The organism is Corynebacterium sp. S7 (genome assembly GCF_054401105.1).
On record NZ_CM136760.1, the window covers coordinates 1,608,365 to 1,634,501 of the forward strand.

21 protein-coding genes are annotated in these 26,137 nt (G+C 56.5%); 10 read left to right on the plus strand and 11 right to left on the minus strand.

The features are described 5' to 3' along the window. The first annotated feature begins 29 nt into the window (after positions 1-29). From mptB to ACXZ66_RS07765, 5 genes are all read left to right on the plus strand, one after another. Complete coding sequence (mptB, locus tag ACXZ66_RS07745; RefSeq protein WP_458747898.1) at positions 30-1,661, plus strand: polyprenol phosphomannose-dependent alpha 1,6 mannosyltransferase MptB; 1,632 nt, start codon at positions 30-32, stop codon at positions 1,659-1,661. Between the two features lie 15 nt (positions 1,662-1,676). Continuing rightward, positions 1,677-2,600, plus strand: a complete 924-nt coding sequence (locus tag ACXZ66_RS07750) for an ABC transporter ATP-binding protein (RefSeq protein WP_458747900.1) — start codon at positions 1,677-1,679, stop codon at positions 2,598-2,600. Between the two features lie 4 nt (positions 2,601-2,604). Beyond that, entirely contained in the window at positions 2,605-3,390 is a 786-nt protein-coding gene (locus tag ACXZ66_RS07755) for an ABC transporter permease (RefSeq protein ID WP_458747902.1), read from the plus strand. Between the two features lie 93 nt (positions 3,391-3,483). Then, positions 3,484-4,482, plus strand: coding sequence for a COX15/CtaA family protein (locus tag ACXZ66_RS07760; RefSeq protein ID WP_458747903.1), 999 nt, complete (start codon positions 3,484-3,486; stop codon positions 4,480-4,482). A 30-nt stretch (positions 4,483-4,512) separates the two neighbouring features. Continuing rightward, on the plus strand, positions 4,513-5,478 hold the full coding sequence (locus tag ACXZ66_RS07765; RefSeq protein ID WP_458747905.1) for a quinone oxidoreductase family protein: 966 nt from the start codon (positions 4,513-4,515) through the stop codon (positions 5,476-5,478). A gap of 73 nt (positions 5,479-5,551) precedes the next feature. Here ACXZ66_RS07765 and ACXZ66_RS07770 read toward each other — a convergent pair whose 3' ends face one another. Next, entirely contained in the window at positions 5,552-6,493 is a 942-nt protein-coding gene (locus ACXZ66_RS07770; RefSeq protein ID WP_458747906.1) for a heme o synthase, read from the minus strand. A 455-nt stretch (positions 6,494-6,948) separates the two neighbouring features. Between ACXZ66_RS07770 and tkt the strand changes: the two genes are divergently transcribed. The 5 genes from tkt to pgl all read left to right on the plus strand — a co-directional run bounded on the left by tkt (position 6,949) and on the right by pgl (position 13,522). Then, the gene (tkt, locus tag ACXZ66_RS07775) at positions 6,949-9,039 is read left to right on the plus strand and encodes a transketolase (RefSeq protein WP_458751326.1); all 2,091 of its coding nucleotides are present in this window, start codon (positions 6,949-6,951) and stop codon (positions 9,037-9,039) included. 33 nt (positions 9,040-9,072) lie between these two features. After that, positions 9,073-10,152, plus strand: coding sequence for a transaldolase (gene tal, locus ACXZ66_RS07780; protein WP_458747907.1), 1,080 nt, complete (start codon positions 9,073-9,075; stop codon positions 10,150-10,152). Between the two features lie 126 nt (positions 10,153-10,278). Further along, positions 10,279-11,817 (plus strand): glucose-6-phosphate dehydrogenase, encoded by a 1,539-nt coding sequence (zwf, locus tag ACXZ66_RS07785; protein WP_458747908.1) that lies wholly within the window; start codon positions 10,279-10,281, stop codon positions 11,815-11,817. Between the two features lie 30 nt (positions 11,818-11,847). Next, on the plus strand, positions 11,848-12,777 hold the full coding sequence (locus tag ACXZ66_RS07790; protein ID WP_458747909.1) for a glucose-6-phosphate dehydrogenase assembly protein OpcA: 930 nt from the start codon (positions 11,848-11,850) through the stop codon (positions 12,775-12,777). 19 nt (positions 12,778-12,796) lie between these two features. Then, positions 12,797-13,522: a 6-phosphogluconolactonase gene (gene pgl, locus ACXZ66_RS07795; RefSeq protein WP_458747911.1), complete on the plus strand. Its 726-nt coding sequence runs from the start codon at positions 12,797-12,799 to the stop codon at positions 13,520-13,522. Here the strand turns inward: pgl and solA are convergent. The 10 genes from solA to ACXZ66_RS07845 form a co-directional block, all read right to left on the minus strand. Beyond that, positions 13,519-14,673 carry an N-methyl-L-tryptophan oxidase gene (gene solA, locus ACXZ66_RS07800; protein WP_458747912.1) on the minus strand — a complete coding sequence of 385 codons (1,155 nt, stop codon included), beginning with the start codon at positions 14,671-14,673 and terminating at the stop codon, positions 13,519-13,521. The genes pgl and solA overlap by 4 nt on opposite strands. 32 nt (positions 14,674-14,705) lie before the next feature. Beyond that, positions 14,706-15,854, minus strand: coding sequence for a tyramine oxidase subunit B (locus ACXZ66_RS07805; RefSeq protein ID WP_458747913.1), 1,149 nt, complete (start codon positions 15,852-15,854; stop codon positions 14,706-14,708). Further along, a complete protein-coding gene (locus ACXZ66_RS07810) occupies positions 15,851-17,155 on the minus strand; it encodes an ammonium transporter (RefSeq protein WP_458747915.1) in 1,305 nt (434 codons plus the stop codon). Before ACXZ66_RS07810 ends, ACXZ66_RS07805 begins: the two co-directional genes overlap by 4 nt. Before the next feature lie 223 nt (positions 17,156-17,378). Further along, positions 17,379-17,612: a preprotein translocase subunit SecG gene (gene secG, locus ACXZ66_RS07815; RefSeq protein WP_458747917.1), complete on the minus strand. Its 234-nt coding sequence runs from the start codon at positions 17,610-17,612 to the stop codon at positions 17,379-17,381. A gap of 96 nt (positions 17,613-17,708) precedes the next feature. Continuing rightward, positions 17,709-20,483, minus strand: a complete 2,775-nt coding sequence (gene ppc, locus ACXZ66_RS07820; RefSeq protein ID WP_458747919.1) for a phosphoenolpyruvate carboxylase — start codon at positions 20,481-20,483, stop codon at positions 17,709-17,711. Positions 20,484-20,609: 126 nt separating this feature from the next. After that, the gene (gene tpiA / locus ACXZ66_RS07825) at positions 20,610-21,392 is read right to left on the minus strand and encodes a triose-phosphate isomerase (protein WP_458747921.1); all 783 of its coding nucleotides are present in this window, start codon (positions 21,390-21,392) and stop codon (positions 20,610-20,612) included. A gap of 56 nt (positions 21,393-21,448) precedes the next feature. Further along, positions 21,449-22,666, minus strand: a complete 1,218-nt coding sequence (locus ACXZ66_RS07830) for a phosphoglycerate kinase (protein ID WP_458747923.1) — start codon at positions 22,664-22,666, stop codon at positions 21,449-21,451. Positions 22,667-22,820: 154 nt separating this feature from the next. Continuing rightward, positions 22,821-23,831: a type I glyceraldehyde-3-phosphate dehydrogenase gene (gene gap, locus ACXZ66_RS07835; RefSeq protein WP_458747925.1), complete on the minus strand. Its 1,011-nt coding sequence runs from the start codon at positions 23,829-23,831 to the stop codon at positions 22,821-22,823. A 331-nt stretch (positions 23,832-24,162) separates the two neighbouring features. Beyond that, positions 24,163-25,146 (minus strand): DNA-binding protein WhiA, encoded by a 984-nt coding sequence (whiA, locus tag ACXZ66_RS07840; RefSeq protein ID WP_458747926.1) that lies wholly within the window; start codon positions 25,144-25,146, stop codon positions 24,163-24,165. 17 nt (positions 25,147-25,163) lie between these two features. Continuing rightward, on the minus strand, positions 25,164-26,135 hold the full coding sequence (locus ACXZ66_RS07845) for a gluconeogenesis factor YvcK family protein (RefSeq protein WP_458747928.1): 972 nt from the start codon (positions 26,133-26,135) through the stop codon (positions 25,164-25,166). Positions 26,136-26,137 lie beyond the last annotated feature (2 nt).

Sequence of the window (26,137 nt, forward strand, 5' to 3'; positions counted from 1 at the left end):
AAGAAAATACCTGCGTAGAATGTGCCGTTGTGACTGATCATCCGCGCCATGAATCCCCTTCACGAGGTGGCATCTTCGATGCACTGCCCCGTTTGGGATCGGCCGGTTCTCGGTCGGCGGAATTGCATCACGACGAGGCCCCAGTCGATTCATTGGCCCAGCCCTCGTTCCGGGAGGCGAATCGCTTCAGCCTTTTACGGATCTTGGGCACCGTCGGTGCCCTACTGATTGGGCTCGGAGGCCTCGGTGGCGGTGCGCTACCCGTGGTGGAAAACCCGTTCGGCGCTCTCCCCCTTGGCGACATTATGGCGCGGATGCTGCAGACATCCTCGGCACTTGTGCTCATCGGTGTTGCGATGATGGTTACTGCCTGGGTAATGATGATGCCCTTCATCACCGGCAACAAAACTAACTTCACCGTGTCCTCAGGGGTGGTCATGCGCACTTTCGTCGCATGGACCCTTCCGTTGATCTTTACCGCGCCGCTATTTACCCAAGACATCTATTCTTATCTGGCGCAAGGCTCCATTGTTGCTCAAGGAATGGACCCGTATGAGGCGGGGCCAGTGCAGCTGCTGGGAACGGAGAATCACCTCGCGCGCAGCGTGCCATTTATTTGGGCTGACTCCCCAAGCCCCTACGGCCCCGTTGCCTTGGGGATTGCCGCCATCATTTCGATTATTACCCGGGATTCGATCCTTCTTGGGGTTCTTTCGCACCGTATAGTTTCGATCGCCTTCCTCTTGGGCGCCTCGTGGGCCATCAGCGCGCTTGCCAAGCGTTGTTCAGTCAACCCTGCCACCGCTTTGTGGCTTGGCATTCTCAACCCGCTAACGATCCTGCATCTCGTCGGAGGAATCCATAACGAATCTGTGATGCTGGGGTTGGTACTTATTGGCATGGAGGTTGGTCTCCGCGGCATCGATCGGATTTCAGAGACGGGACACAATACCACAGGTTGGGCTCTTGTCATTCTGTCCGGCATCTTGATCAGTTGTGCGGGCATGGTCAAAGTCACAGGCTTCGTCGCCCTCGGATTCACCGGCATGGCGCTGGCGCGGAAGTGCGGCGGTTGGACGGGCCTTATTCGCGCCATCGTCGTGCAAGTCTTAGTGCTTGTTGGCACCATCGGTGCAGTCTCGTGGGTCACCGGCATCGGTCTGGGCTGGATTTCTGGCCAAGGCGGAGCGGCCACGATCCGAAGCTGGCTCTCCATCAGCACTGACATCGGGGTGATATTCGGATTCATCGGCATGTTACTTGGTTTGGGCGATCACACCGATGCCGTCCTTGTATTCACCCGAGGAGTCTGCGCGCTTATTGCGGCAACCTTTGTGGTGCGCATGCTCTGGGCGACTTTCCGTGGCTCTATTCACCCCGTCGGAGGCCTCGGCGTTTCCATGTTTGTCATGGTGATCTTGTTCCCAGTCGTACACCCGTGGTACATGCTATGGGCTATCCTCCCACTGGCGGCCTGGGCAAACCGAAACTTCTTCCGCTACGCCGTGGTGGTCTATTCCGCCCTGTTTAGCTTTATCGTCCTACCTCGCGGTTTGTCCCTCCCACCGAGCACCGTAGCTGGGATTTATGCCGCCGCGATCATAGGTTATGCAGTCTTAATGCTTTTGGCGTGGCTATGGGTTAGAAAGAAATCGGTGTGAGCTACCCTATTGGTCGTGAGTAATACTTTCGATGGACCAGTACTTCAGGTCCAAAACGTAACAAAGCGTTTTGGCACCAAAGATGCGGTCAGAGGAATATCCTTTTCAGCTCAACCAGGACAAGTTTTAGCCTTGCTAGGCCCCAACGGCGCAGGCAAAACCACCATCATCGAAATGTGCGAGGGCTTTCAAAGCCCCACCAGCGGAAAAATTTCCGTTCTCGGGATGAATCCCGCCACACACGGCGAGAAGGTACGCGAGAAAATTGGCATCATGTTGCAAGGTGGCGGTTCCTATTCCGGAATTACCGTCCGTGAGATGCTGCGACTGACCGCAAGCTACAACGCTCATCCTCATGATCCGGAATGGCTGATCAGCCTCCTTGGACTCGAGGGCGTGGCGACAACTACTTATCGACGACTCTCCGGCGGACAGCAACAACGACTCTCCCTGGCACTAGCCATCATCGGCCGCCCACAATTAGTCTTTCTTGACGAGCCCACCGCAGGCATGGATGCCCAGTCCAGGCTGATGGTCTGGGACCTGATTAACCACATGCGCGCCGACGGCATGGCCATCATTTTGACCACGCACCTAATGGACGAGGCAGAATCTCTCGCCGATCACATCGTCATCATTGACCACGGTCTCGTCGTCGCCGAGGGCAGCCCCGCAGAGCTGACCAGCAACAGTTCGGAAACGATTAGTTTCCAAACGAGTTCGCCTTTTGATATTGAGGCGGCCAGGGAGTCGTCGTTAAGCGTGCTCTCGACTCGGCCGTTGCACTATGTGCTTAACGACGAGCCCACGCCCGACCTCATCGCACGTGTGGCCACGGAGGCGGCCAGACAGGATGTGTACATCACGCAACTGGGCGTAAGCCACCGCAATTTGGAGGAAGTTTTCCTCGACATTACCGGCCGGGAACTAAGGAGCTAGCCATATGAGCACAAGCGATGCTGTATCCATTAAAGAACTTGCTCCGGGCACGTTTACGCCGAACCCTCAGCGGGCCCCAGCGTGGAAGATGGCTCTGTCTCAGGGCAGGATTGAGTCCAAGTTAATGCTGCGCCACGGCGAGCAGATCCTGCTGAACATCATCATCCCGGTGGCCGTGCTGTTGGCCGCGGCTTTGTTGCCAGTACTTGGCGAAGTTCACCTAAACAATGTCGTTCCCATGGTCTTTGCCATCGCCGCGACGAGTGCGGGATTTACAGGTCAGGCGATTTCGCTGGCATTTGATCGTCGTTACGGCGCGCTCAAGCGAACTGGCGCCTCAGGTGTGCCGGCGTGGACCATCATTGTGGGCAAGATCATCGGGGTGCTCACAATGACGCTGGTCCAATTAGTGATCATCGGCGCAGTGGCGCTTGCGCTGGGGTGGCGTGTGAGCATCGGCGGAGCGATTCTGGGCATCATTGCGCTGGTCGTGGGCACGATTGTTTTTACCTCGCTGGGCCTATTTATGGGCGGGGCATTTCGCTCGGAGATCGTGCTGGGCGTTGCAAACCTAATTTGGTTGGTGTTGGTGGGCATTGTTGGCTACGTCGCATATTCAGGAGACATAGCCAACCCAGGCGCATGGTTGCTCGTGCCTTCGGTTGCTCTGACCTCTGCGTTAATCGCTGCCTTCTCTGGAACCGTGAATTTCCTCGCCTGGGTATTTTTGCTGGGTTGGGCCGCTGTAGGCACGCTCGCAGCGGTCAAGTGGTTCCGCTTCGATGGTTAAAACGTTGGTTGTTTCGCCAGCGAGTTACTGCTTTCGGGCAGGGCATACGATAAGCTTCCCTCATACCAAAGTTTGATCGGAAAAGGATCTACATTGTCTGTCAGTACCCAATCAGCACCCGGATCTTCATCCGGCGCCAAGGACACCCACCCCGCATATAACGGCGTAGGCCCCACAGTTCGCGTCCAACGGATCCTCGCTCTGCTTCTGCTCATTGCACAAGGTGGCATCACCGTCACCGGCTCGATTGTCCGTGTGACCGGTTCTGGTCTGGGCTGTAACACATGGCCGAACTGTCATGAGGGCTCGCTCATCCCCGTCGAAGGAGCAGCTCCGCTGGTCCAACAGCTCATTGAGTTCGGCAACCGTCTGCTCACGTTCGTGGTCATTGCGTTTGCTCTCGCGGTCTATATCGCGGTTATCCGCGCTAAGCGTCGCCAGGAGATCAAGCTCTATGCATTGGCTTCCGGGCTTGGCATTATCGTCCAGGCTGTCATCGGTGGCATCTCCGTTCTGGTAGACCTGCACTGGTGGGCAGTGGCAGTCCACTTCCTTCCTTCCATGATTCTGGTCTGGATCGCAGCCATGTTGTACATGCGCATCGAAGAACCGGACAATGCTCCTCGTGTTCGCCGATTCTCCCCCAGCATCCGGAGGTGGACCGTCGTCGCCGCAGTTGCGCTTTCTTTCGTTTTGATGACTGGCACGATGGTCACAGGCTCCGGCCCCCACTCGGGTGATGCTGGCGTGGGTATGGAAGGTCGCCTCAACTTGGATACCGAGATGCTCGCCTACGTCCACGCCGCGTGTATGTACGTCTACCTCTTCGCAACCTTGGTTGTAGTGGTGATGTTGTGGCGCCAACACGCACCAAAGGACGCTAAGCGCACCGCTATTGTCCTCGTTGTGCTGATCTTGATCCAGTGGGCCGTGGGAGTCACCCAGTTCTACTTGGGTGTTCCGCGTTGGACCGTTCCAATTCACATTGCAATGTCTTCGTTCGTGGTCGCGTTCTCCGCAATGTTGTACGCCCACGGTCTTCGCCGCACATTTGATTCAAACGATAGGGTCGCTGCGCCAGTTTCTACATAACAACCGGTGGAATTCGGTAGCCTGGAATACATGAAAGCTATCCAGATTGCCGAATACGGTGGCCCCGAGGTACTTAACTACACTGACGTCCCCGAGCCACTACCTAATGCCGACCAGGTCCTCGTTGAGGTGACCGTGGCCGGCATTAACTACATTGACACCTATTACCGCGAAGGCATCTATCACTCTGCACTGCCATTTATTGCAGGTGAAGAAGGGTGCGGGCGCGTGATCAATGACCCCAAGGGGGAAATCGCTGAAGGAACAGTTGTGGCGTGGATGTCTGCACCCGGTTCCTACGCGGAGCAGGTCGCTGTACCACGCAATCGTCTCGTATCAGTGCCGGAAGGCATCGACCATGAAGTAGCGGCCTCGATGCTTCTACAAGGCATGACGGCCCACTACCTCGTGCACGGCGTGCATGAGACAAAAGAGGGCGACTCTATCTTGCTCACCGCCGGTGCTGGCGGTGTGGGCCTATTGGTTACTCAGATGGCGCGTGAAGCGGGCGCAGCGGTCTACTCCGTTGTCTCTACCGACGAGAAGGAGCAGCTGGCCTACGACGCAGGTGCCACTGAAGTGTTCCGTTACGGGGAGAACTTGGCTGAGGTTGTTCGTCGTCGCAACGGCGGCCACGGAGTAGATGTGGTCCTCGACGGCGTGGGCAAGGATACCTTCCACGAGTCCCTCGAGGCGGTGCGCCCGCGTGGCCTCGTCGTGCTCTTCGGCGCCGCATCCGGCCCGGTTGATCCCATTGACCCCCAGCTTCTGAACAAGCACGGATCGATCTACCTCACCCGCCCATCGCTGGGTGCTTACACCGCTACTGACGACGAGTTCAGGCTGCGCGCCCAAGCCGTGGTACGTGGCGTAGAGGAAGGCAAGCTGAAGTTCCGGGTAGGCAATTCTTATCCGTTGTCCGAGGCCCGTCAAGCGCACCAGGATCTGCACGACCGAAAGACCACCGGCTCTATCGTTCTTCGCGTCAAGGACTAGCCAGTAGATTAGCTTTGGCAAAGACAAAAGCGCGCCCGCAGCATGTGCGGGCGCGCTTTCCTGGTTAGAGGTTCTAAAACAGAGTCAGATTCCATCCGAGCATCTCAGAAAGGGTGGTCCACCCGAGAACCGCGTCGATGGACAAACCAATAAACAGCACCGCGAGGTAGTTGTTCGAGAGGATGAACAGCTTCAGCGGCTTGACGTTTTCGCCGGCCTTCACGCCATTGTGCAGACGCGTTGCCATCACCAGGAATACAGCGCCGGAAACAACTGCAACAACCATGTAAATCCAGGAAGTTGCCGGAACGAGCAGCAACGAAGTGATAACGGTCAGCCAGGAGTAGATGAGAATCTGCTTCGTCGTCTCCACCGGAGTTGCAATCACAGGCAGCATTGGAACTTCTGCCTTCGCGTAATCGTCGCGGTACTTCATGGCCAACGCCCAGGTGTGTGGCGGGGTCCAGAAGAAGATGATCATGAACATGACAATTGCTTGCCACCACTGATCGGGAGAGCCGTCATGGACGTTGTCGCGAATGGCTGCCCAGCCCACCAAAACAGGCATACAGCCCGCGGCTCCGCCCCAGATGACGTTTTGCCAGGTACGACGCTTCAACCACTTCGTGTACACAAAAATATAGAAGACATTGGTGAGAATGATAAAGAACGCAGCCAGCCACGAGTTGCACACGAGACCGAGCCACAACACGCTGGCAATCAGTAACACCCATGCAAAGATGGAGGCACTCTTCTTTGTGATTTTATTTCGGACCAGCGGCCGAGCGCGAGTCCTGCCCATCTTCTGGTCAATGTCGTAGTCAGCGACCATGTTGAATGTGTTGGCAGCGCCAGCACCCATCCAACCGCCGATGAGAACGGCTAAGATAAGCCACACCTCGGACCAATCCAGCCCGCCACGATTTGCTTGCAGCATCGCAGGAATGGCTGCCACCAGGAGGAGTTCGATGACCCTAGGCTTTGTCAGCGCAAAATAGGCCTTGATCGTCTCCAAGAATTACTCCTCATACACTCGTACACGCCAACTTTGTAAGGCGTTCACACCGCTTTGAGCGGATTCGTCTAGGTAACTAGTCGGATTTGGTACGCCCAAAGTTCCCAAGAGATCCCGGACCTTATTTATCCAACGGCCTATGCTACCCGCAAACAGGACGTGCAGCCCAATCACCCGCATGTAAAGCGTTCGCGTGACGACGACACCCTCGCGTCAACCCTGCCTGGTATTTTGGAGGGCGTAAGCGTAGTTATATTCCCCGCCCAGATACTACCAATTCTGGGTAGGAAAGCATTACGATTGAGCTGTAGGCGTGATTTACCACTTCTTCTTTTCACCGTTGTCGTGTGCAGAATCACCCTTTGCGGCTTTTTCTTTGCGATAATGGCGCTTTGGATACTCGAATAAACAGACTAAGTGAGGCTTTTGTGACTCTGTCCCCTGAACTTCAGGCCATGACCGTTCGTCGTTACCCTGATGATTGGTCCGAGAACGATACCCGTGCCATTGACACCGCTCGCGTGTTAGCTGCGGATGCTGTTCAAAACTGTGGCTCTGGCCACCCGGGTACTGCAATGTCCCTGGCTCCGCTGGCCTACACTCTGTACCAGCGTGTCATGAATGTTGACCCTAACGATAAGAACTGGGTCGGCCGTGACCGCTTTGTTCTTTCCAATGGTCACGCATCGCTGACCCAATATGTTCAGCTTTACCTGGGTGGCTTTGGTCTTGAAATCGAAGACCTCAAGGCGCTGCGCACCTGGGGCGCGAAGACTCCTGGCCACCCTGAGTACAACCACACCGACCACGTGGAAATCACCACTGGCCCACTAGGCCAGGGCCTAGCCTCTGCAGTGGGTATGGCTATGGCCTCTCGTCGTGAACGTGGCCTGTTTGACCCAGAAGCTCCTGCTGGCGAGTCCCCATTTGATCACCACATTTACGTCATCGCTGGTGATGGCTGCCTCCAGGAGGGCGTAACCTCCGAGGCTTCCTCCCTTGCTGGCACTCAGCAGCTGGGTAACCTGATCCTGTTCTGGGACGACAACCGCATCTCCATCGAAGATGACACCCAGATTGCCTTCACCGAAGACGTCATGAAGCGCTACGAGGCATACGGCTGGCAGACCCTTGAGGTTGATTCTGGCGAAGACGTTGTGGCTATTCTCAACGCAGTGGAGGAAGCAAAGGCTGACACCGCTCGCCCATCCATCATCCGTGTGAAGACCGTCATCGGTTACCCAGCACCAACCATGATGAACACTGGCGCAGCCCACGGTGCGGCACTTGGCGTTGACGAGGTCGCAGCGACCAAGAAGGAGCTCGGCTTCGACCCAGAGATCAACTTCCCAGTCGAGGACGAAGTTATCTCTCACTCTCGTGCACTGCGCGACCGCGGCGCTGCGAAGCACGCCGAGTGGCAGAAGAAGTTTGACGCATGGGCAGAGAACAACCCAGAGAACAAGGCTCTGTTCGATCGTCTGTCGGCACGTGAGCTTCCAGAAAACTGGGACGCTGAGCTGCCAACCTGGGAGCCAGACGCTAAGGGCGTTGCAACACGAAAGGCCTCCGAAGGCGTCCTGCAGGAACTGGGCAAGACCCTTCCAGAGCTGTGGGGTGGCTCCGCTGACCTTGCTGGTTCGAACAACACCATCATCAAGGGTGAGGCATCCTTCGGTCCCGAGTCCATCTCCACCGATATGTTCAAGGCCGAACCATACGGCCGCAACCTGCACTTCGGTATCCGCGAGCATGCCATGGGTGCGATCATGAACGGCATCGCGCTGCATGGCCCAACCCGTATTTACGGTGGTACCTTCCTGATCTTCTCGGAGTACCTCTACCCTGCTATCCGCGTCGGTGCTCTCTCCGGCGTAGACATCTACTACGTCTTCACGCACGACTCCATCGGTCTCGGTGAAGATGGCCCAACGCACCAGCCAGTGGAAACCCTCGCTGCACTGCGTGCAATCCCTGATCTTGCTGTGATCCGCCCAGCCGATGCGAACGAAACCACCGCCGCATGGGCTGCTGCACTTGAAGGCAAGGCTCAGCCAAAGGCACTGGCTTTGACCCGCCAGAACGTTCCAGTTCTGGAAGGCACCAAGGAAAAGGCTCGTGAGGGCCTCAAGCGCGGCGCATACGTACTGGTTGAGTCCTCCAAGGAAACCCCCGAGGTCATCCTGCTGGGTTCCGGCTCCGAGGTTCAGTACGCCGTAGAGGCAGCAAAGAAGCTCGAGTCTGAGGGCGTCGCAACGCGCGTCGTCTCGGTGCCTTCTATGGATTGGTTCCTCGAGCAGGATCAGTCCTACATCGACGAGGTGCTTCCTCCTGCAGTCGGTGCCCGCGTTTCCGTCGAAGCCGGTGTTTCCATGCCATGGCACCGCTTCACTGGCTCCTTCGGCGAGAACGTGTCCTTGGAGCACTTCGGTGCTTCGGCACCTGGCGCTGAGCTCTTCGAGCGCTTCGGTTTCACCGCCGATGCAGTCTACGAGGCAGCACGGAAGTCTCTGAACAAAGTCGCCGCACACACCACAAACAACTAAAATATTCGCACATCCTTTGAAAGGAAGCTTTACATGACTCACATTGATGATCTAGCAAGCTTGGGCACTTCTACCTGGTTGGATGATCTCTCTCGCGACCGCATCACCTCCGGCAACTTGGAAGAACTCAAGTCCACCAAGTCCATCGTTGGCGTGACCACCAACCCAGCCATCTTTGCCTCGGCAATGACCAAGGGCGATTCTTACGACGCTCAGATCGCCGAGCTGAAGGAACAAGGCGTTTCCGTCGACGATGCTGTTTACGCAATGTCCATCCAGGATGTCCAGAACGCCTGCGACATTCTCGCCGACGTGTACAAGGCCACCGATGGCCAGGACGGTCGCGTGTCCATCGAGGTTGATCCTCGTATCTCTGATGATCACGCAGCTACCATCGAGCAGGCTCGCAAGCTGTGGAACAAGGTCGATCGCGAGAACGTGATGATCAAGATCCCAGCAACCGACAAGTCCATTCCTGCAATCTCGGATGCACTGGCCGAGGGCATTTCGGTCAACGTCACCTTGATCTTCTCTGTCGATCGCTACAAGCAGGTCATTGCCGCTTACAAGGAAGGCATCAACCGCGCTTACGAGGCCGGCGTTGATGTATCCAAGATCCGTTCCGTGGCTTCGTTCTTCGTCTCCCGCATGGACACCGAAGTAGACAAGCGCCTCGACGTCATCGGCAGCGACGATGCGAAGGCACTTAAGGGCAAGGCAGGCATTGCAAACGCACGCCTCGCTTACCAGGTCTTCCTCACCGAGTTCGCAGGTGAGCTTCCTACCGGTGCTCATAAGCAGCGCCCACTGTGGGCTTCTACTGGTGTGAAGAACCCTGAGTACCCAGCAGACATGTACGTCGTTGAGCTGGCTGGCCCAGACACCGTGAACACCATGCCAGAAAAGACCATCGACGCTGCAATTGCGGGCGAAGGTCTGCGCGGTGACACCCTCACCGGCACCGCTGACGAAGCTCAGCAGGTCTTCGACCAGCTCGAAGCAGTGGGCATTGATCTCGACGATGTCGTGGTCGTCCTCGAGCGCGAAGGCGTGGACAAGTTCGTTGACGCTTGGCAGGAATTGCTTAACTCCATGGCAACCCGCCTGAAGTAAGCGAAGGCTACACTTAAGTTTTACCCCCTAGACAACAGTAGAAGCCCGGGAACCAGCACCAGTCCTCTGTTCCCGGGCCTTCTTCCTTATTAATACTTTTAGAGTTATTCATCCGAAAGGTTTTTAATGACCGAAGATAACAACACGTGGGTCAACCCTTTACGCGACCCGCTAGATAAACGTTTACCTCGCATCGCAGGTCCGTCCGGCATGGTTATTTTCGGTGTTACCGGCGATTTGGCGAAGAAGAAGCTGCTGCCGGCAGTTTACGATCTTGCGAACCGTGGCCTCCTGCCTGCTGGTTTTACGCTGGTGGGATTTGGCCGTCGTGAGTGGTCCAAGCAAGACTTTGAAAATTACGTACTCGAAGCTGTCAAGGCGGGTGCGCGTACTCGCTTCCAAGAGCACGTCTGGCGTCGCCTTTCGGAAGGTATGCAGTTCGTTACCGGAGCATTTAACGACGATGAGTCGTTCAACAAGCTGGCTGAAACGTTGGCGGACGCCGATGAAAACCGTGGTACCGGCGGTAACTGGGCCTATTACTTGTCCGTTCCACCGGCAAACTTTGCGGACGTTATCAACCAGCTTGATCGCACTGGTCTTGCTGAAGCACCAGAACACTCCTGGCGTCGCGTCATCATCGAGAAGCCTTTCGGAGACAATCTTGAATCGGCCCGAGAGCTTAATGCGACCGTCAACCGCGTGTTCCCGGAGTCCTCGGTCTATCGCATCGACCACTACCTAGGCAAAGAGACGGTGCAGAACATTCTCGCTCTGCGCTTTGCTAACCAGCTGTTTGAGCCATTGTGGAACGCCAACAATATTGACCATGTCCAGATCACCATGGCCGAAGACATCGGTCTTGGCGGTCGCGCCGGATACTACGACGGTATTGGTGCTGCTCGTGACGTCATCCAAAACCACTTGATTCAGTTGCTGGCCCTCGTTGCAATGGAAGAGCCACTGAACTTCTCCCCTCGCTCACTGCGTGCAGAAAAGCTCAAGGTGCTTCGCGCAACCACACCCGTCGAGCCATTCGGTGAAACTACGGCACGTGGCCAATACACCGCAGGGTGGCAGGGTTCACAGAAGGTCGTCGGCTTGCGTGAGGAGGAGGGATTCGACCACAATTCCACGACTGAAACCTTCGCTGCTTGTACCCTTGAGATCAATTCTCGCCGGTGGGCCGGGGTGCCGTTCTACCTGCGTACCGGTAAGCGCCTTGGTCGTCGCGTCACCGAGATCGCTCTTGTGTTCAAGAAGGCGCCTTATCAGCCTTTCGACGAAGGCCAGACTGGTTCGCTGGGCAACAACGCGGTAGTCATCCGCGTCCAGCCTGACGAAGGCGTGCTGATGCGCTTCGGTTCGAAGGTTCCTGGTTCTACCATGGAAGTCCGCGACGTCAACATGGACTTCTCCTACTCTGAGGCCTTCACCGAGGAGTCCCCTGAGGCCTACGAACGTCTGATCCTCGACGCATTGCTCGAAGACACCAGCCTCTTCCCAACAAATGCTGAGGTAGAGCGAAGCTGGGAAATCCTGGACCCGATTATCGAATACTGGCACAGCCATGGTCGCCCTGACGAGTACGAAGCAGGCACGTGGGGTCCACAATCCGCTGAAGACATGCTCGCAAAAGATGGAAGGGTCTGGCGTCGCCCTTAGGGTGGCGTGAGGTTGAAAGGACACAACTTTATGATTATTTCTTTACCTAATACCAGCACCTCGCAGATCTCGAAGACGCTGCTTCAGGCTCAGGAAAACTACTCTCTGGCAACGGGCCGCGTGCTCACGCTGATCGTGGTGGCCCGCGAGGAAGATGACGTAGACACACTCCTCGATGTCGTGCGCGATGCTTCCCACGAGCATCCTTCCCGCGTGCTGTTCCTGGTTTCCGGATCTAATAAGCGCGAGACGTCGATGGATGCCGAGACATTCCTTGCCGCCGACGCAGGCGCATCTGAAATCGTCGTGATGCGTCTTTACGGCGAACTCACCGACCAGTTAGCTTCAGTCGTGACTCCCCTGTTGCTGCCTGACACTCCGATTGTGGCGTGGTGGCCGACGAAGGCTCCTTCGAATCCAAAGGAGCACCCGATCGGCCAGATCGCACAGCGTCGTATCACGAACGCCCGCTACAGCGTCTCTGGCAACGCGCTCTTGCGCCTGTCCAACGGCTATACACCAGGTGACTCTGACATGATTTGGTCGCGGATCACCCCGTGGCGTGGCATCGTTGCTTCGGCGATTGATCGTCACCCACACGAAGAGATCGAGGCAGCCGAGATTCTCGGCCCCGCTGATAACCCGAGCGTGGACATCGCCGCAGGTTGGTTGGCCGATCGGCTGAACATCAACGTACAGCGTAAGGCCTTTGACCCGGGCGAGGAGGACAAGAAGACTTTGTTCTCCATCCGTTCAGTTACTTTGCATCGCGCATCGGGCCCTGTGGTCATTCGTGTCAAGGACGAGCAAACCATGTGCCTCGAGCTGCCCGACCAGCCTGATTCTTTGGTGGCCACGAATATCCGCACGGACGCGGAGTGCCTCGCCGAGGAGCTGCGCCACCTCGATCCCGATGTCGCCTACGAGAACGCCCTGCGCGGTCTCGCGAACGTTCATTAATCCAGTACAGGAGCATATTATGGTTACGGTTTCCAAAGTCCCCGACCTTGTTTCACTTATCGACGAGGCCGCCACGCGGTTCGTCGATACCGTGCAAGCCATCCAGGCTGACTCTGCAGGAGGAGTAAGCCGGGATGGGATTGCACGCGTGGTAGTTACCGGCGGCACCGCGGGTATTGGCCTGCTGGAAAAGCTGGCTACCCTCGACGGTGTGAACTGGTCGCAGGTGTACATCTTCTTCGGTGACGAGCGCAACGTGGACGTTTCTCACCCAGATTCCAATGAGGGCCAGGCGCGTGCCGCTTTGTTCGACCATGTAGAGATCCCCGAAGAGCACATCTTCGGCTATGGTCTAGGTTCGGTCGATCTGGATCAGGCGGCGGCGAACTACGAGCAGGTGCTCGTCGAAAAGGCCCCGCAGGGCTTCGATCTGCACCTGTTGGGTATGGGCTACGAAGGCCACATCAACTCGTTGTTCCCTCACAGCCCTGCTGTTGCTGAAACTGAGCGCCTTGTTGTCTCGGTGAAGGATTCTCCAAAGCCTCCGCCTGAGCGCGCAACGTTGACTCTGCCTGCTGTTGCTCGGGCACAGCGTGTGTGGTTCTTGGTCAACGGTGAGGACAAGGCGGAGGCCGCGGGCCACGTTGCCCGCGGGTCCGACCCTGCCGAGTGGCCAGCAGCTGGGGCGCATGGTGTTCAGGAGACGATTATGTTCCTGTCTGAAAGTGCTGCGTCACAGATCTAGCCAGCTAGCGACACCTGGATGGGCTGGTGTCTGGAGATGGAGAACTCTTCGCTATAGAGCGGGCTGGCGGATTCGGTGGCAAGCCTGACTGCCAGCTCAGCATAGGCGGGAGCGAGTTTGAAACCATGGCCAGAGCCGCCCGTGAGAACAACGATGTTGTCCACCGCATCGATAATCGGTGCTTTGTTCGCGGTGTAAGTGTCGTAGTGGACGCTGTAGCGGTTTGGTTCGGGTCGCACGCTTGGAAATAGTTTGTGGACCTTGTGCCCGAACTCGGAAACCGCGGCGCGGTCAACCCGAGGGTCCTCGTCCTCGATGTGAGGATCGGTGGGAGTTCCCCAGAGATCGAGGCCCGCGATTTTCACGCTATACCCGTCGACGCATGGGGCGCCGAAGACGTGGAAATCGTCTCGGTCACGGATAAAACAAGGCATCCGTTGAGGTTGGAAGTGCGCGAGGTTCTCCGGCTGAAACCAGGTCAGGAGCAGGCGCCGGACCTCAATTAACTGCGCAATTTCGGGGACGAGTTCCTTGCTCCAGGCTCCCGAGGTAACAATGACTCGATCTGCCTGAATGTCGCCTTGCTCAGAGTGAATCACAACCCCATCATTAGTACGCGTGATCGCTTTGATCCTACGGTGCTCGTAGACTTCGGCCCCATTGCGGGTGGCTAGCTCAATGGCGCTGAGCACCGAACTCTCGGGCCGTAAGGCTCCGCCTTGGAGATCGAGCACACCGGCTTCGTCGTCCTGGAAGTCCATCGCAGGATACCGCTCGCGCAGCTGCTTAGCGTTCATTCTCTCATGCGGGAGACTGTATTCTTCGACTGACTCGATCAGTCGCTGGAAGGCCGGTTCCTGCTCCCGACCGGTAGAAAGTACCCCGAAGTTATGCAAGAGAGTGCGACCGGAAAGTGCTCCGAGCTCCGCCCAGAGTTCCTTGGCTCGCTGCAGGAGTGGTACATAGGTCGTCCCCTCGTGATAGGCCGTGCGAAAGAGCCGAGATTCTCCTGTGTAGGCACCGTATCCGTGGCCGATGCCGAATTGCTCGATCCCGATCGCATCCACACCCGGTATCCGACTGAGCTGCCATAATGCCATCGAACCTGTCGATCCCAGTCCGATCACGGCAATCTTTTTCCTTGTTCCCATGATATTCACGCTCTCCTATTTCCTGTGTTTGCTTAAGCCAAACGTGGCGATTCCCAGAAGTTGAGTGAGGTGCCGATGCCTCTGTCTCGGGCGTTCTCGAAGATCTGTGTTGCCCAAGCCACGTCTTCTACCGGCATGCCTCCAACTGAGTACAAGATGATTTCCTCGTCGTTAAGCCGTCCTTCTGCTGTACCACTGCAGATATCACCGATCTGCTGAATCTTGTGTCGCTCGAGTGCGCCTTCTCGCACGAGATCGTGCCAGTGGGTTCCTGGGATCCCGAGGAGTTGGTACGCGCTCGTGCCGTACTCTTCTGCCCAGGCGTCGTAGAGTCCCATGTAGTCAACGACGAGGCGGGCGTCGCTGCGGAGGAAATCGTCATCGAAACGCGCCGCCGCCGGGAGTAGTAGCGTTGCGCCTGGTTTGAGCCACGATTTCTTGAAGTACGGGAAAGCTTCCGAACCGGCAGCATCGGTAGTCGTTGCGGCAACGATGATGTCTGCGTCTTTCGCCACCTCTTCGATCGTGTCGGTAGCAATGATTTCTACGTCGGGATACTTTTCCAGTGCCCAGGCGGCGAATTCGTTGACTCCCCGCTTGCTGCGTCCTTTAATCTTGATGGTGGTGATGGACGGCCGAAGTGCGAGGCAGGCTTCCGTCGTGGTCTTACCCATTACTCCTGGGCCAACAACGGCCAGCGTCGAGGCATTTTCTAGGGCGAATTGCTTCACGCCAACTCCTGGTACGGCACCCGTGCGGTAGGCGGAGAGCAGGTTTCCCGACATGATGGACATTGGAGCGCCGGTAACAGTGTCATTGAGCACGAACGTGTGAATCGAGCGCGGTAACCCAGCTTGGCGGTTTTCAGCATTGGAGCCGTACCACTTGACGCCGGTGTTGTTGAAGCGTCCACCCAGGTATGCAGGCATAGCCATAAAGCGACGGTCCGGACCATCCTTCGGCATGCCAGGAAATTGCGGGTCTTCCGGGAAGGTAATCATGGCACCATGGGAATTGGAGTCTAGTCCTGCCATCTTGTAATCGCCTTGCGCTAGGAGGATCAATGTTTCTTCCATGACGTCAACGCATTGGGCGATATCGGTGACTCCGGCATCGAACATGTCTTGCTCATTGAGGAAAAGAAAGTCTACGGATGTTGAACCAATTTCAGCGGTAGTCATGGCTTAGGCCTTTCGGTTTTAGGTTGAGGCTTTTCGGGATTTGATTGGCTTGCACTGTCTGGCCCAATCGGGCTGAAAGAATAGGCAGATTCTGCGTGCTCGGAACGGTCTATTCCATCAGCTTCTGCTTGAGCATCGATGCGGATCCCCATCGCTTTGTCCAACAGAGTCGCGATAAGCCATGTCATGGCGAAGGCGTACACAATGGTGACGATTATTGCGAGAGGTTCCCGCCACAGCAGCGAGAGATCGCCTCCGCGCAGGACTCCGGCTATGCCAGCTGGGGCCGCTGCGTCGCCCAGGAGCATCACATAAAAGACTCCGGCGATTCCTGCCATACCGTGCACTGCGAAAACATCAACGGTGTCGTCGATGCGATGCTTGCGCTTCCACGTGATTGCCCAGGCAGCTACGGCCGACCCGAGGAATCCGGTGAACAGCGCCCCGATGGGGCTCACCGCGTCTGCTGCTGGGGTGATGGCAACCAGTCCTGCAATGATGCCCGTGGCTAGGCCGAGCAAAGTGGGATACCCGTAGCGAATCTTTTCCACCACGATGAAGCCCAGCATGCCGCCCCCGGCAGCAAGCAACGACGTCACCACCACGTAGCTGGCAAGGAAGTTCGCACCCCCAGCGGTGCCGCCGTTAAATCCGAACCAACCGACCATAATTAATCCTGCGCCAAGAAGTGTCAGAGGCAAATTGTGCGGTCGAACCGAGGTGACTTTCCTGGGGCCAAGCACCATAGCCAGCGCAAGACCGGTCGCACCTGCGTTCATGTGAATTGCGGTTCCGCCGGCGAAATCATGGAAACCAAGGGTGTTGGCCATCCACCCACCGACGAAGCCTGTCTCTTCGTCGTCAAAGGCGAAAACCCAGTGCGCGAGTGGCGAATACACGAGGGTGAGCCACAAGACGCCGAATATCAGCCAAGCACTGAATTTCATTCGGCCAATTGCGCCCGATGCCGCTAGCGCGAGGGAGATCGCTGCAAAGAGGATGTAAAACCCTCCCCACATCATGCCGCCGACTCCATCGTCCGACATAAGCGAGCGGAATCCCGCGTACTCCACGGGATTCCCAATGATTCCAAGCCCGCCGAGGGAATTTCCCATGACTAAGCCATGGCCATAGAGCACGTAGACAACGGCGGTGATAGCCAGTGAACCCATCACCATCATGAAGGTGTTGAGGACCTGTTGACCACCAATCATTCCGCCATAAAGAAGAGAAAGGCCCGGAAACATAAGACTGACCAGCGCAAATGCTGCCAGAATCCAGGCTAGATCTGAGGGGTCCATAAGCGTCCCTTTCAGCTGAGTAGGTTACTGTGAGCATTTCTAACTATTGCTCGATAGGAACTCTACAAGCACGTAAACTATCGCTCAATAGAATCCTTCTATTTGAGGCCTAGGTCACTAAATCAAGGCTGCTTCACGCAAAAAACGCATGACCCCTTCCCGAAGGAAGGGGTCATGCGTCTGCATTTGCGGTGTTTATCTCACCGCCAGTGCTACTGAAAAATTACGCGTACTTTTGGATCAAGTTCAGCCCAACGATGCACGCGATCCAGAGAATCGCCAGAATGACGGTGACTCGGTCCAGGTTCTTTTCCACCACCGTGGAGCCCGAGAGGTTCGACTGCATACCGCCACCGAAGAGGCTGGACAGACCACCGCCCTTGCCTTTGTGCAGGAGCACAAAGACAGTCATCAAAATAGAGACGACTACCAAGACAATTTGAAGCGCCAATGTCATGAAGGATCGGTCCTCTTTCCTATAAAACGTTAACTCTCACAATCTTACACCACGTGCCCGAGCACGTAGTTATTGACTCTGGCCAGATAACCCACTCTAGCCCGAGTTGCGCAGAGCCGTAGCCAACCCGTTCATGGTCAGCTGAATCCCATGGGAGACGCTAGTGCGCTGGTCCCCTGCACGGTGGCGGCGCAGCAGCTCCAACTGAATTACGTTCAGTGGCAGCAAGTATGGGAAACGGGAACGCACCGAACGAGCAAGATCTGGGTTATCGGCCAGCAAGTCGTCGCTCTGGGTGATCTCAGCGAGCATCTTCCGAGTCAATGTGAACTCATCAGATATTGTCGTGTAGATCCGGTTTGCCACCTCTTTGTCGTCGACAAGCATGCTATAACGTTGCGCCAAGCGCATCTCTACCTTGGCCATCACCTGAGCCATGTTGGACAGTACGGAATTGAACCAAGGCCAGTCGCGGTAGAGCATCCGAAGTTCCTCGGTGCGAGCGGACTTCTCGGCCTCGTCCTTGCCGGCGTCGATCCACCAGGAAAGTGCCGAGCCGACGCCGAACCAACCCGGGATCGCCGCGCGGGATTGAGACCATGACAGGACCCATGGGATTGCGCGAAGATCCGAGACGTCCTTGGTTTGTTTCCGGCTCGATGGCCTGGAGCCGATGTTGAGATCACTGATTTCGTCGACCGGTGTGGATTGCGTGAAATATTGGATGAATCCGGGATCGTCGTGGACAAGTGCCGAGTACTTCTTCTGGCTGAGCTCCGAGATCTCGCGCATTGCTTGGCAGGCGCGGTCGTGATCTTCGAGGTGATCGGCTGGCAGAAGGCTCGCTTCGATCGTTGCGGAGACCAGAGCTTCTAGATTGCGCCGGGCAGTCTGCGGACTGCCATACTTCGCCGAGATAATCTCACCCTGTTCGGTGATGCGCACCGAACCGCGCACCGCTCCCTCCGGCTGTGCGAGGATCGCCTCGTAGGAAGGGCCACCTCCACGACCGACAGTGCCACCGCGGCCGTGGAACAAACGGATGCGCACGCCTTCCTTAGCGCCGAGCTCGACTAGCCTGGTTTCTGCGTCATAGAGCGCCCAGTTGGCGGCGAAATATCCGCCGTCCTTATTGGAATCGGAATAACCCAACATGACTTCCTGCAGGTCACCGCGTTGGCGCAGATAATCGCGGTACAGCAGAATCTCCCACAGCTCCCCTAAGATCTTGGCCCCGGATTCCAGGTCCTCGATCGTCTCGAACAGCGGGATGATGTCGACGTGGCCTTCCAGACGATCATTGTGCGCAGTGAGCAACCCGACTTCTTTGAGCAACACCATCGGCTCGAGAATGTCCGAGACCGACTGGGCCATGGAAATGATCTGGCGTGGCACCATCTCTGTGCCAAATGCTTGCACTGCCTCGGCGGCTTGCTTGAGCAGGTTCATTTCGCGCTCAGTGGCCTCACTCAAGGTGACATCCGCATTCGGCATCAGAGGCCGCGGATTTTGCAGCTCGTGCAGCAAGATCTCCAGTTTCGCCTCCTCGCTGAGGCTTTGGTAATCCTCGTGGACCCTGGCCAGGGCGAAAAGCTCGTTGACAATGGCCTCGAAGCTCTCCGAATTCTGGCGCAAATCAATCGAGTACAAATGAAACCCAAAGGTGTCCACCGCTGAGCGCAGCCGGGCCAACCTGTCGTCGGCGATAATCTCGTCGTGCGATTGACGCAAGGACGTATCGACGACATCCAGTTCGGCCTTGAACTCGTCAACATCTACGTAAGGATCGAATTCTTCATGCCACGTTCCGTCCAAGGCATCCGTGCCCAACACCGCGACAGTCGTGGCGCGAATCCGGCCGCGAATCCCGTGCACCGCTCGTCGATAAGGCTCATCGATCCTGCTCGGGACATTGTTGTGCCCCGCCGAGGCCAGAGTGACCAGCTCCACTGTCACATCCGTCATGCGATCGGAAAGGCTCAGCTCATGCTCTAGGTAATTGAGCTCGTTTTCGTAGTGCTTGAACACAACTTCGGCTGCGCGACGAGTAGCGTAATCCAGCGTCTCTGCGGTGACATAAGGATTACCGTCGTGATCGCCACCAATCCAGCTTCCAGGCCTGACCAGCGCGTTCGTAGTCGTCCCCTCGCCGTATTTTTCGGACAGCACAGTATACACATCGGAGTTGATCTGCGGAATTTGCTCAAGCAGCGAGAGCTTATAATACCGCAGCCCCACCTCCACTTCGTCTTCGATCCGGGGACGAGTCACCCGAATCAGCGCGGTTTGCCACAAAATGGTCATGCGACGGCGAATGTTGTGGTCGACCTCGTCAAGCAGTGCTTGGGTTCGGGCCGTTTCGGGCTTTTCGACGATTCGGTGGCGCTCCACCATCAGGTTTGTGATGTGCTTTTGCGCATCAAAAACCGTGCGCCGGCGCGTTTCCGTGGGGTGCGCGGTGAGCACTGGGGAGACCAATCCGTCATGGAACATATCGTGGATCTCTTGCGAGGTCGCTGTCGACTGCTCCAGCTTTGTCCATGTCGCAGCCAAGGTGGAGTTCGGTGCGGGAACCCCTGCGTCAAGGTCTCTTTCGCGCTTCCATTCGTCGTGAAGATCTTCGGCGAGGTTGGCCATGAGAGCAAAGTGGCTAAACGCCCGAATGATCGGGGTTGCCTCCTCTGGTGAGACGTTGGCGAACATGTCGGTCAGCACCGAGAGTTCTTCGTTGCCCTTGGCAATCTCAAACGCTGCTTGCCGCGCACCTTCGACGCGATTGAATACTTCTTCGCCTTCTTGCTCGGCAATGATCTCGCCGAGGATCCGGCCAAGGTGGCGGATGTCTTCTTGCAGGTGATCGTGATTTTCCATCGTATTCGTCATCCTTTCGCATGCTGCCGTGAAGGCCTTAAAGCAGGTGGTGCTAGTAGAAGAAACACGTAAGCCCCGAGCGAGGTCGACAGTACCTCAAACTCGGGGCCCTCATGCCGTGCCTTGCTAGTTCACTGCGTTCGCAGCTGCAGCGCAAAGCTTTGCAAAATCTTGGCCGTCAAGCGACGCGCCACCAACCAGGCCGCCATCGACGTCTGGCTGGGAAATGATCTCGCCAATGGTGTCGGTCTTAACCGAGCCACCATAAAGAATCCGGATGCCCTCTGCGATCTCATCGGATGCGATCTCACGGATCAGGTTCCGGATTGCTGCGTTGACTTCCTGCGCATCGGCTGCGGAAGCAACCTTGCCAGTGCCAATAGCCCAGACGGGCTCGTAGGCAATGACGGTCTTCGCGAGGTCCTCGGCGGACAAACCAGCAAGCGAGTTGCGGGTCTGCTCGACGACGTAGTCCACGTGGGTACCGGCCTCGCGGATCTCAAGTGGCTCGCCGACACACACAATTGGGCTGATGCCGTTCTTCAGCGCTGCAGCAGCCTTAGCTGCAACTGTGGCGTCCGACTCATTGTGGTATTGACGGCGCTCGGAGTGACCGACGACAGCCCAGGTGCAGCCCAACTTTGCCAGCATCGCGCCGGAAACTTCACCGGTGTAGGCACCAGAATCGTGCTCGGAAATATCCTGCGCACCATAGGTGATCTTCAGGTCGTCGCCCTCGACGAGGGTCTGAACTGAACGAATGTTGGTAAATGAAACGGTCAAAGCAACATCGACCTTCTCATAAGCTTCCTTCGGCAAAGCGAAGGCAAGCTTCTGAACAGATCCAATTGCCTGCATATGGTCGTGGTTCATCTTCCAGTTGCCAGCAATGAGAGGCTTACGTGCCATGTAGCGGGTCCTTTCTAAAATGTGCGCTTTACGACGATTGTCTCGGGTTGGACGACTTATGCGTCCAGAACAGCTACGCCTGGAAGTTCCTTGCCCTCAAGGAACTCCAGCGAAGCGCCACCACCGGTGGAGATGTGGGAGAAGCCAGCCTCGTCCAAGCCAAGGGTACGCACAGATGCCGCGGAGTCGCCGCCACCGACAACGGTGAAGGAACCATTGTTCGCGGTGGCATCGATCATTGCCTGAGCAACGGCCTTGGTGCCCTGGGAGAAGTTAGGGAACTCGAATACGCCCATTGGGCCGTTCCAGAACACGGTCTTCGAGTCAGCGATGACCTCGGCATACTTCTCAGCGGTCTTTGGTCCGATATCCAGCGACATCCAGCCTTCAGGAATAGCGTCAAGTGCAACCTCTTGACGCTCTGCATCGGCTGCGAACTCCGAAGCAGCCACCAGGTCAACTGGGAGAACGATCTTGTCGCCGAAACGCTCAAGCAGATCCTTGCAGGTATCTACCATTTCCTCCTGCAGCAGAGACTTCTGAGTGTTGTAGCCCTGTGCGGTAAGGAAGGTGTAGCACATGCCACCACCAATGACGATCTTGTCAGCCTTGGTTGCCAGTGCTTCAATCACACCGAGCTTGTCCGAGACCTTCGAGCCACCGAGGACAACCACATATGGAGACTCAGGTGCATCCTTGACCTGTGCCAAGGTGTTTACCTCGTTCTCGACGAGCTTGCCAGCGTAGGAAGGCAGACGCTTTGCCACATCGTAAACCGAGGTCTGCGCGCGGTGAACAACGCCGAAGCCATCGGAGACAAATGCGCCGTTATCTGCAGCGAGTGCGACGAGCTCATCTGCGAATTCGCCGCGTTCTGCCTCGTCCTTCGAGGTCTCGCGAGGATCGAAGCGAACATTCTCGAGCAGCAGAATCTCACCCTCAGTGAGCCCGTTGGCGCGCTCGTGTGCATCTTCGCCGGTGACGTCAGCAGCGAGGGCAACATACTGGCCAAGACGCTCGGACAGCGCCTCAGCAACTGGGCTGAGCGAGTACTTTGGGTTTGGCTCGCCCTTCGGGCGGCCGAGGTGAGCCATAACGATGACCTTAGCGCCGCCCTCGAGCAGTGCCTTCAAGGTTGGCAGGGATGCATCAATACGGCCAGCGTCGGTGATTTCACCTTCGTCGTTGAGTGGAACGTTGAAGTCTGAACGAACAAGAATGTGGCGTCCGTCCACGCCCTCGTCGAGAAGCGCCTGAAGGTTCTTGACAGTCATGAAAACTCCTTATGAATATTTGGACTTAATTTTGTGTAATAGACAAACAAATAGCGGCCCGCGATGTGCTTGGAACACACCCCGGGCCGCCGGATGTCAAGCTGCATTACTCAGAATTTATCGTAGCGAGTATTCAGCAGCTCGGGGCGCGGAATTACAGACGCTCTGCAACGTACTCGGTCAGACGAAGCATCTGGCAGGTGAAGCCCCACTCGTTGTCGTACCAAGAAACAACCTTTGCCTGGTTGCCGTTGATGACCTTGGTCAGGCCAGAGTCGAAGATGGAGCCGTGGGAATCGGTCACGATATCGGTGGACACCAGTGGATCCTCGGAGTAAGCGAAAGCCTTGCCGAACTCAGGATCGGAAGCGGCTTCCTTCATCGCAGCGTTGATTTCCTCGACGGTGGTGTCCTTCTTCAAGGTCACGGTCAGGTCGGTTGCGGAACCGGTGATCACAGGTACGCGCATAGCGAAGCCGTCCAGCTTGCCCTTCAGGTCTGGGAGAACCAAAGCGACTGCCTTAGCAGCACCGGTGGAGGTAGGAACGATGTTCTGTGCAGCTGCACGTGCGCGGCGCATGTCGCGGTGAGGAGCATCGTGGAGACGCTGGTCGCCGGTGTATGCGTGGATGGTGGTCATCAGGCCGGCTTCGATGCCGAACTTGTCGTTGAGGACCTTTGCCATTGGAGCCAGGCAGTTGGTGGTACAGGATGCGGAAGAGATGATCGTGTGGTTCTCAGGATCGTAATCGGTGTGGTTAACGCCCCACACGAAGGTTGCGTCTTCGTTCTTCGCAGGAGCGGAAACGATAACCTTCTTTGCGCCAGCCTCGATGTGAGCCTTAGCAGCGTTGGCATCGGTGAAGAAGCCGGTGGATTCGATGACGATGTCTACGTCGTAGTCGCTCCACTTGAGATCCTTAGGATCGCGCTCTGCGGAGACTGCGATCTTCTTGCCATCGACGGTGATGGAGTTCTCGTCGAACTCAACTTCCTTGCCCAGACGGCCAAGGATGGTGTCAAACTTGAGCAAGTTAGCCAGGGTCTTGGTATCAGTCAGGTCATTGACTGCGACAATCTCAAGGTCGGTGTCGTACTGGTCAATTGCGCGGAAAAGGTTACGTCCGATACGGCCAAATCCGTTGATGCCAATGCGGGTAGTCACTGAAATTACTCCTCTAGTTTCGGGTGAGATCCGGACAAAGCACCGTCAAAATGTGTTCCTAGCTGCGATGTTTGCCCAACGGTTTTCAGTTTAGCGATGAAACTACCTTCATGCAGAACAGTTGAAGATGAATTTCAGGTTGATGTCCGATCGTTTCCACATTCGAGCAAAACAGTCACATTCCCACACTGCAAAATGTCGGTTTTTAGAGAAATCCCCAGCACAGATAATGGTAATACCTAGAATTTATTACCCCCGAACACTCATTTGAGTTCAGTGTCACGTCATCGAAAAATAGTATGATTTACGTCACATGTTCAGGGCTAAAGTGCTACAGGTCTTTCTCGTCGTCAAGCGCGACCGCAGAATGCGTATCGGGAATGCCGAGCTCGCTGGCGCGCCGATCCGCCATAGACAACAACCGACGGATCCGACCTGCCACTGCATCTTTAGTCATCTGCGGGTCCGCCAGACGTCCAAGCTCCTCCAATGAAGCGTGGCGATGCTCAACGCGCAGGTGACCAGCTTCGGCCAAGTGCTCTGGGACATCGTCTCCCAGGATCTCAATGGCCCGCTCTACCCGGGCAGCCGCAGCTGCCGCTGCCTGAGCGGATCGACGCAAGTTCGCGTCGTCGAAATTAGCCAAGCGATTCGCATTGGTTTTCACGATCCGCTTGCGTCGCTTGTCATCCCACTCCACTCGGGTTCGCTGCGCGCCCATGCGTGTGAGCAAGACTCCGATGGCGTCACCATCGCGGATCACTACGCGCTCAATCCCCCGCGACTCCTTGGTTTTCGCGGCCACGCCCATGCGACGCGCCAGACCGACCAGCGCTAGCGCCGCTTCCTGACGAGGGCACACGACCTCCAACGTTGCGGTTCGCCCCGGTTCTGAAAGTGACCCGCGAGCAAGAAAAGCACCCCGCCATGCAGCTTCGACATCACTCATCGATCCAGAAATCACCTGGCGCGGTAAACCAACGACGGGATGGCCTGAGGGAGTGACCAGTTTGAGCCGACGAACAACTTCCTCGACGCCTTGGGTCACCTTAACTTCGTGGCGCGTCTCGCGGTGGGAAGCACCGGGGCCGATCGTGGTGACTTCGACTGTGCAGTCACACACTTCGCGAAGGAGCGTTGCGCAGTGCTCTGCTATCGCCCGATCATCGAAATCTGCGCTGATGAGTAGGCCATGTACGCCAGCTTCGACGCCACCCGCATAACGAATCATTGCAGTAGCTTCAGCTTGGCGAGTATCTTTATTACCTGCACCAACCTGCAACAATTCGTTTTTGACTTTCGCGGTTAACGCCACGATGACCAAGCCTTTCTTTAGCGTTTCGTGTACAAATCCTCCAGAGCTGCAGCAAGTTTATCTGGATCGTGCTTGTTCACACTCACACCAGCTGCGTCCGCCACGTGGACATCATAGTACGCAATTATGGCACCCAGCCCATCGGCTGCTCTGCTCAAATGTTTGCGCTCTCCTTCGGACGTGCTGATGTAGTTGTCCGCTAGGAACGCATCAACTTTGAGATCGGGCGCATGCTGAGAAAGCACATGGATATGGCGTTCAGTTGTAAAACCGTGGGTTTCTCCTGCTTCAGGAGACAAATTGAGGATAACAACAACCATTGCATTACTTGCATTGATTGCGCTGACAATCTCGGGGACGAGCACATGCGGGATCACCGAGGAGAACCAGGACCCCGGGCCAAGCGTAATCAGGTCCGCTTGCGCGATGGCATCAAGCACATCGGGATTGACGGTCGGATGACTCGGAATCAATCGGACTCGCCGCACAACACCTGTGGTCGATGCCACTGCCACCTGACCGTGCACGGAGCGCATGACACGAGGATCGTCATCAAGGCCTCCCACGTCAGCCTGCAAATCCAGCGGCTCTAGGCAGACAGGCATGACACGGCCCTTCGCACGCAGCCAGTTACCTAAGATATCGAGCGCTTCACGCATATCGTTGTTCCGCTCAGTCAAAGCAGCCAAAACGAGATTTCCGAGTGCATGGCCTGCCAGCGCACCGTGTCCTCCGAAGCGGTGTTGAATGACTTCTCGGTTAAAATTTCCTTCCTCGTCATCGGGGGTTAACGCAGCTAGCGCCATTCTCAGGTCACCGGGGGGAATAATATCTAGCTCCTTGCGGATTCGACCCGAGGAACCACCATCATCGGCAACGGTAACTACGGCGTTGATCTGATTATCTGTGAACTTTTGCATTGCCAGCAGCGTTTGGTACAGGCCATGCCCGCCACCCAAGCTAACAACAGATTTCTCAGCTTCCGACATGA

Coding starts and splice junctions, on each gene's coding strand:
- ACXZ66_RS07755 (WP_458747902.1), top strand. CDS start 2,605: ATGAGCACAAGCGATGCTGTATCCATTAAAGAACTTGCTCCGGGCACG.
- ACXZ66_RS07765 (WP_458747905.1), top strand. CDS start 4,513: ATGAAAGCTATCCAGATTGCCGAATACGGTGGCCCCGAGGTACTTAAC.
- tkt (WP_458751326.1), top strand. CDS start 6,949: ATGACCGTTCGTCGTTACCCTGATGATTGGTCCGAGAACGATACCCGT.
- tal (WP_458747907.1), top strand. CDS start 9,073: ATGACTCACATTGATGATCTAGCAAGCTTGGGCACTTCTACCTGGTTG.
- zwf (WP_458747908.1), top strand. CDS start 10,279: ATGACCGAAGATAACAACACGTGGGTCAACCCTTTACGCGACCCGCTA.
- ACXZ66_RS07790 (WP_458747909.1), top strand. CDS start 11,848: ATGATTATTTCTTTACCTAATACCAGCACCTCGCAGATCTCGAAGACG.
- pgl (WP_458747911.1), top strand. CDS start 12,797: ATGGTTACGGTTTCCAAAGTCCCCGACCTTGTTTCACTTATCGACGAG.
- solA (WP_458747912.1), bottom strand. CDS start 14,673: ATGGGAACAAGGAAAAAGATTGCCGTGATCGGACTGGGATCGACAGGT.
- ACXZ66_RS07805 (WP_458747913.1), bottom strand. CDS start 15,854: ATGACTACCGCTGAAATTGGTTCAACATCCGTAGACTTTCTTTTCCTC.
- ACXZ66_RS07810 (WP_458747915.1), bottom strand. CDS start 17,155: ATGGACCCCTCAGATCTAGCCTGGATTCTGGCAGCATTTGCGCTGGTC.
- secG (WP_458747917.1), bottom strand. CDS start 17,612: ATGACATTGGCGCTTCAAATTGTCTTGGTAGTCGTCTCTATTTTGATG.
- ppc (WP_458747919.1), bottom strand. CDS start 20,483: ATGGAAAATCACGATCACCTGCAAGAAGACATCCGCCACCTTGGCCGG.
- tpiA (WP_458747921.1), bottom strand. CDS start 21,392: ATGGCACGTAAGCCTCTCATTGCTGGCAACTGGAAGATGAACCACGAC.
- ACXZ66_RS07830 (WP_458747923.1), bottom strand. CDS start 22,666: ATGACTGTCAAGAACCTTCAGGCGCTTCTCGACGAGGGCGTGGACGGA.
- ACXZ66_RS07845 (WP_458747928.1), bottom strand. CDS start 26,135: ATGTCGGAAGCTGAGAAATCTGTTGTTAGCTTGGGTGGCGGGCATGGC.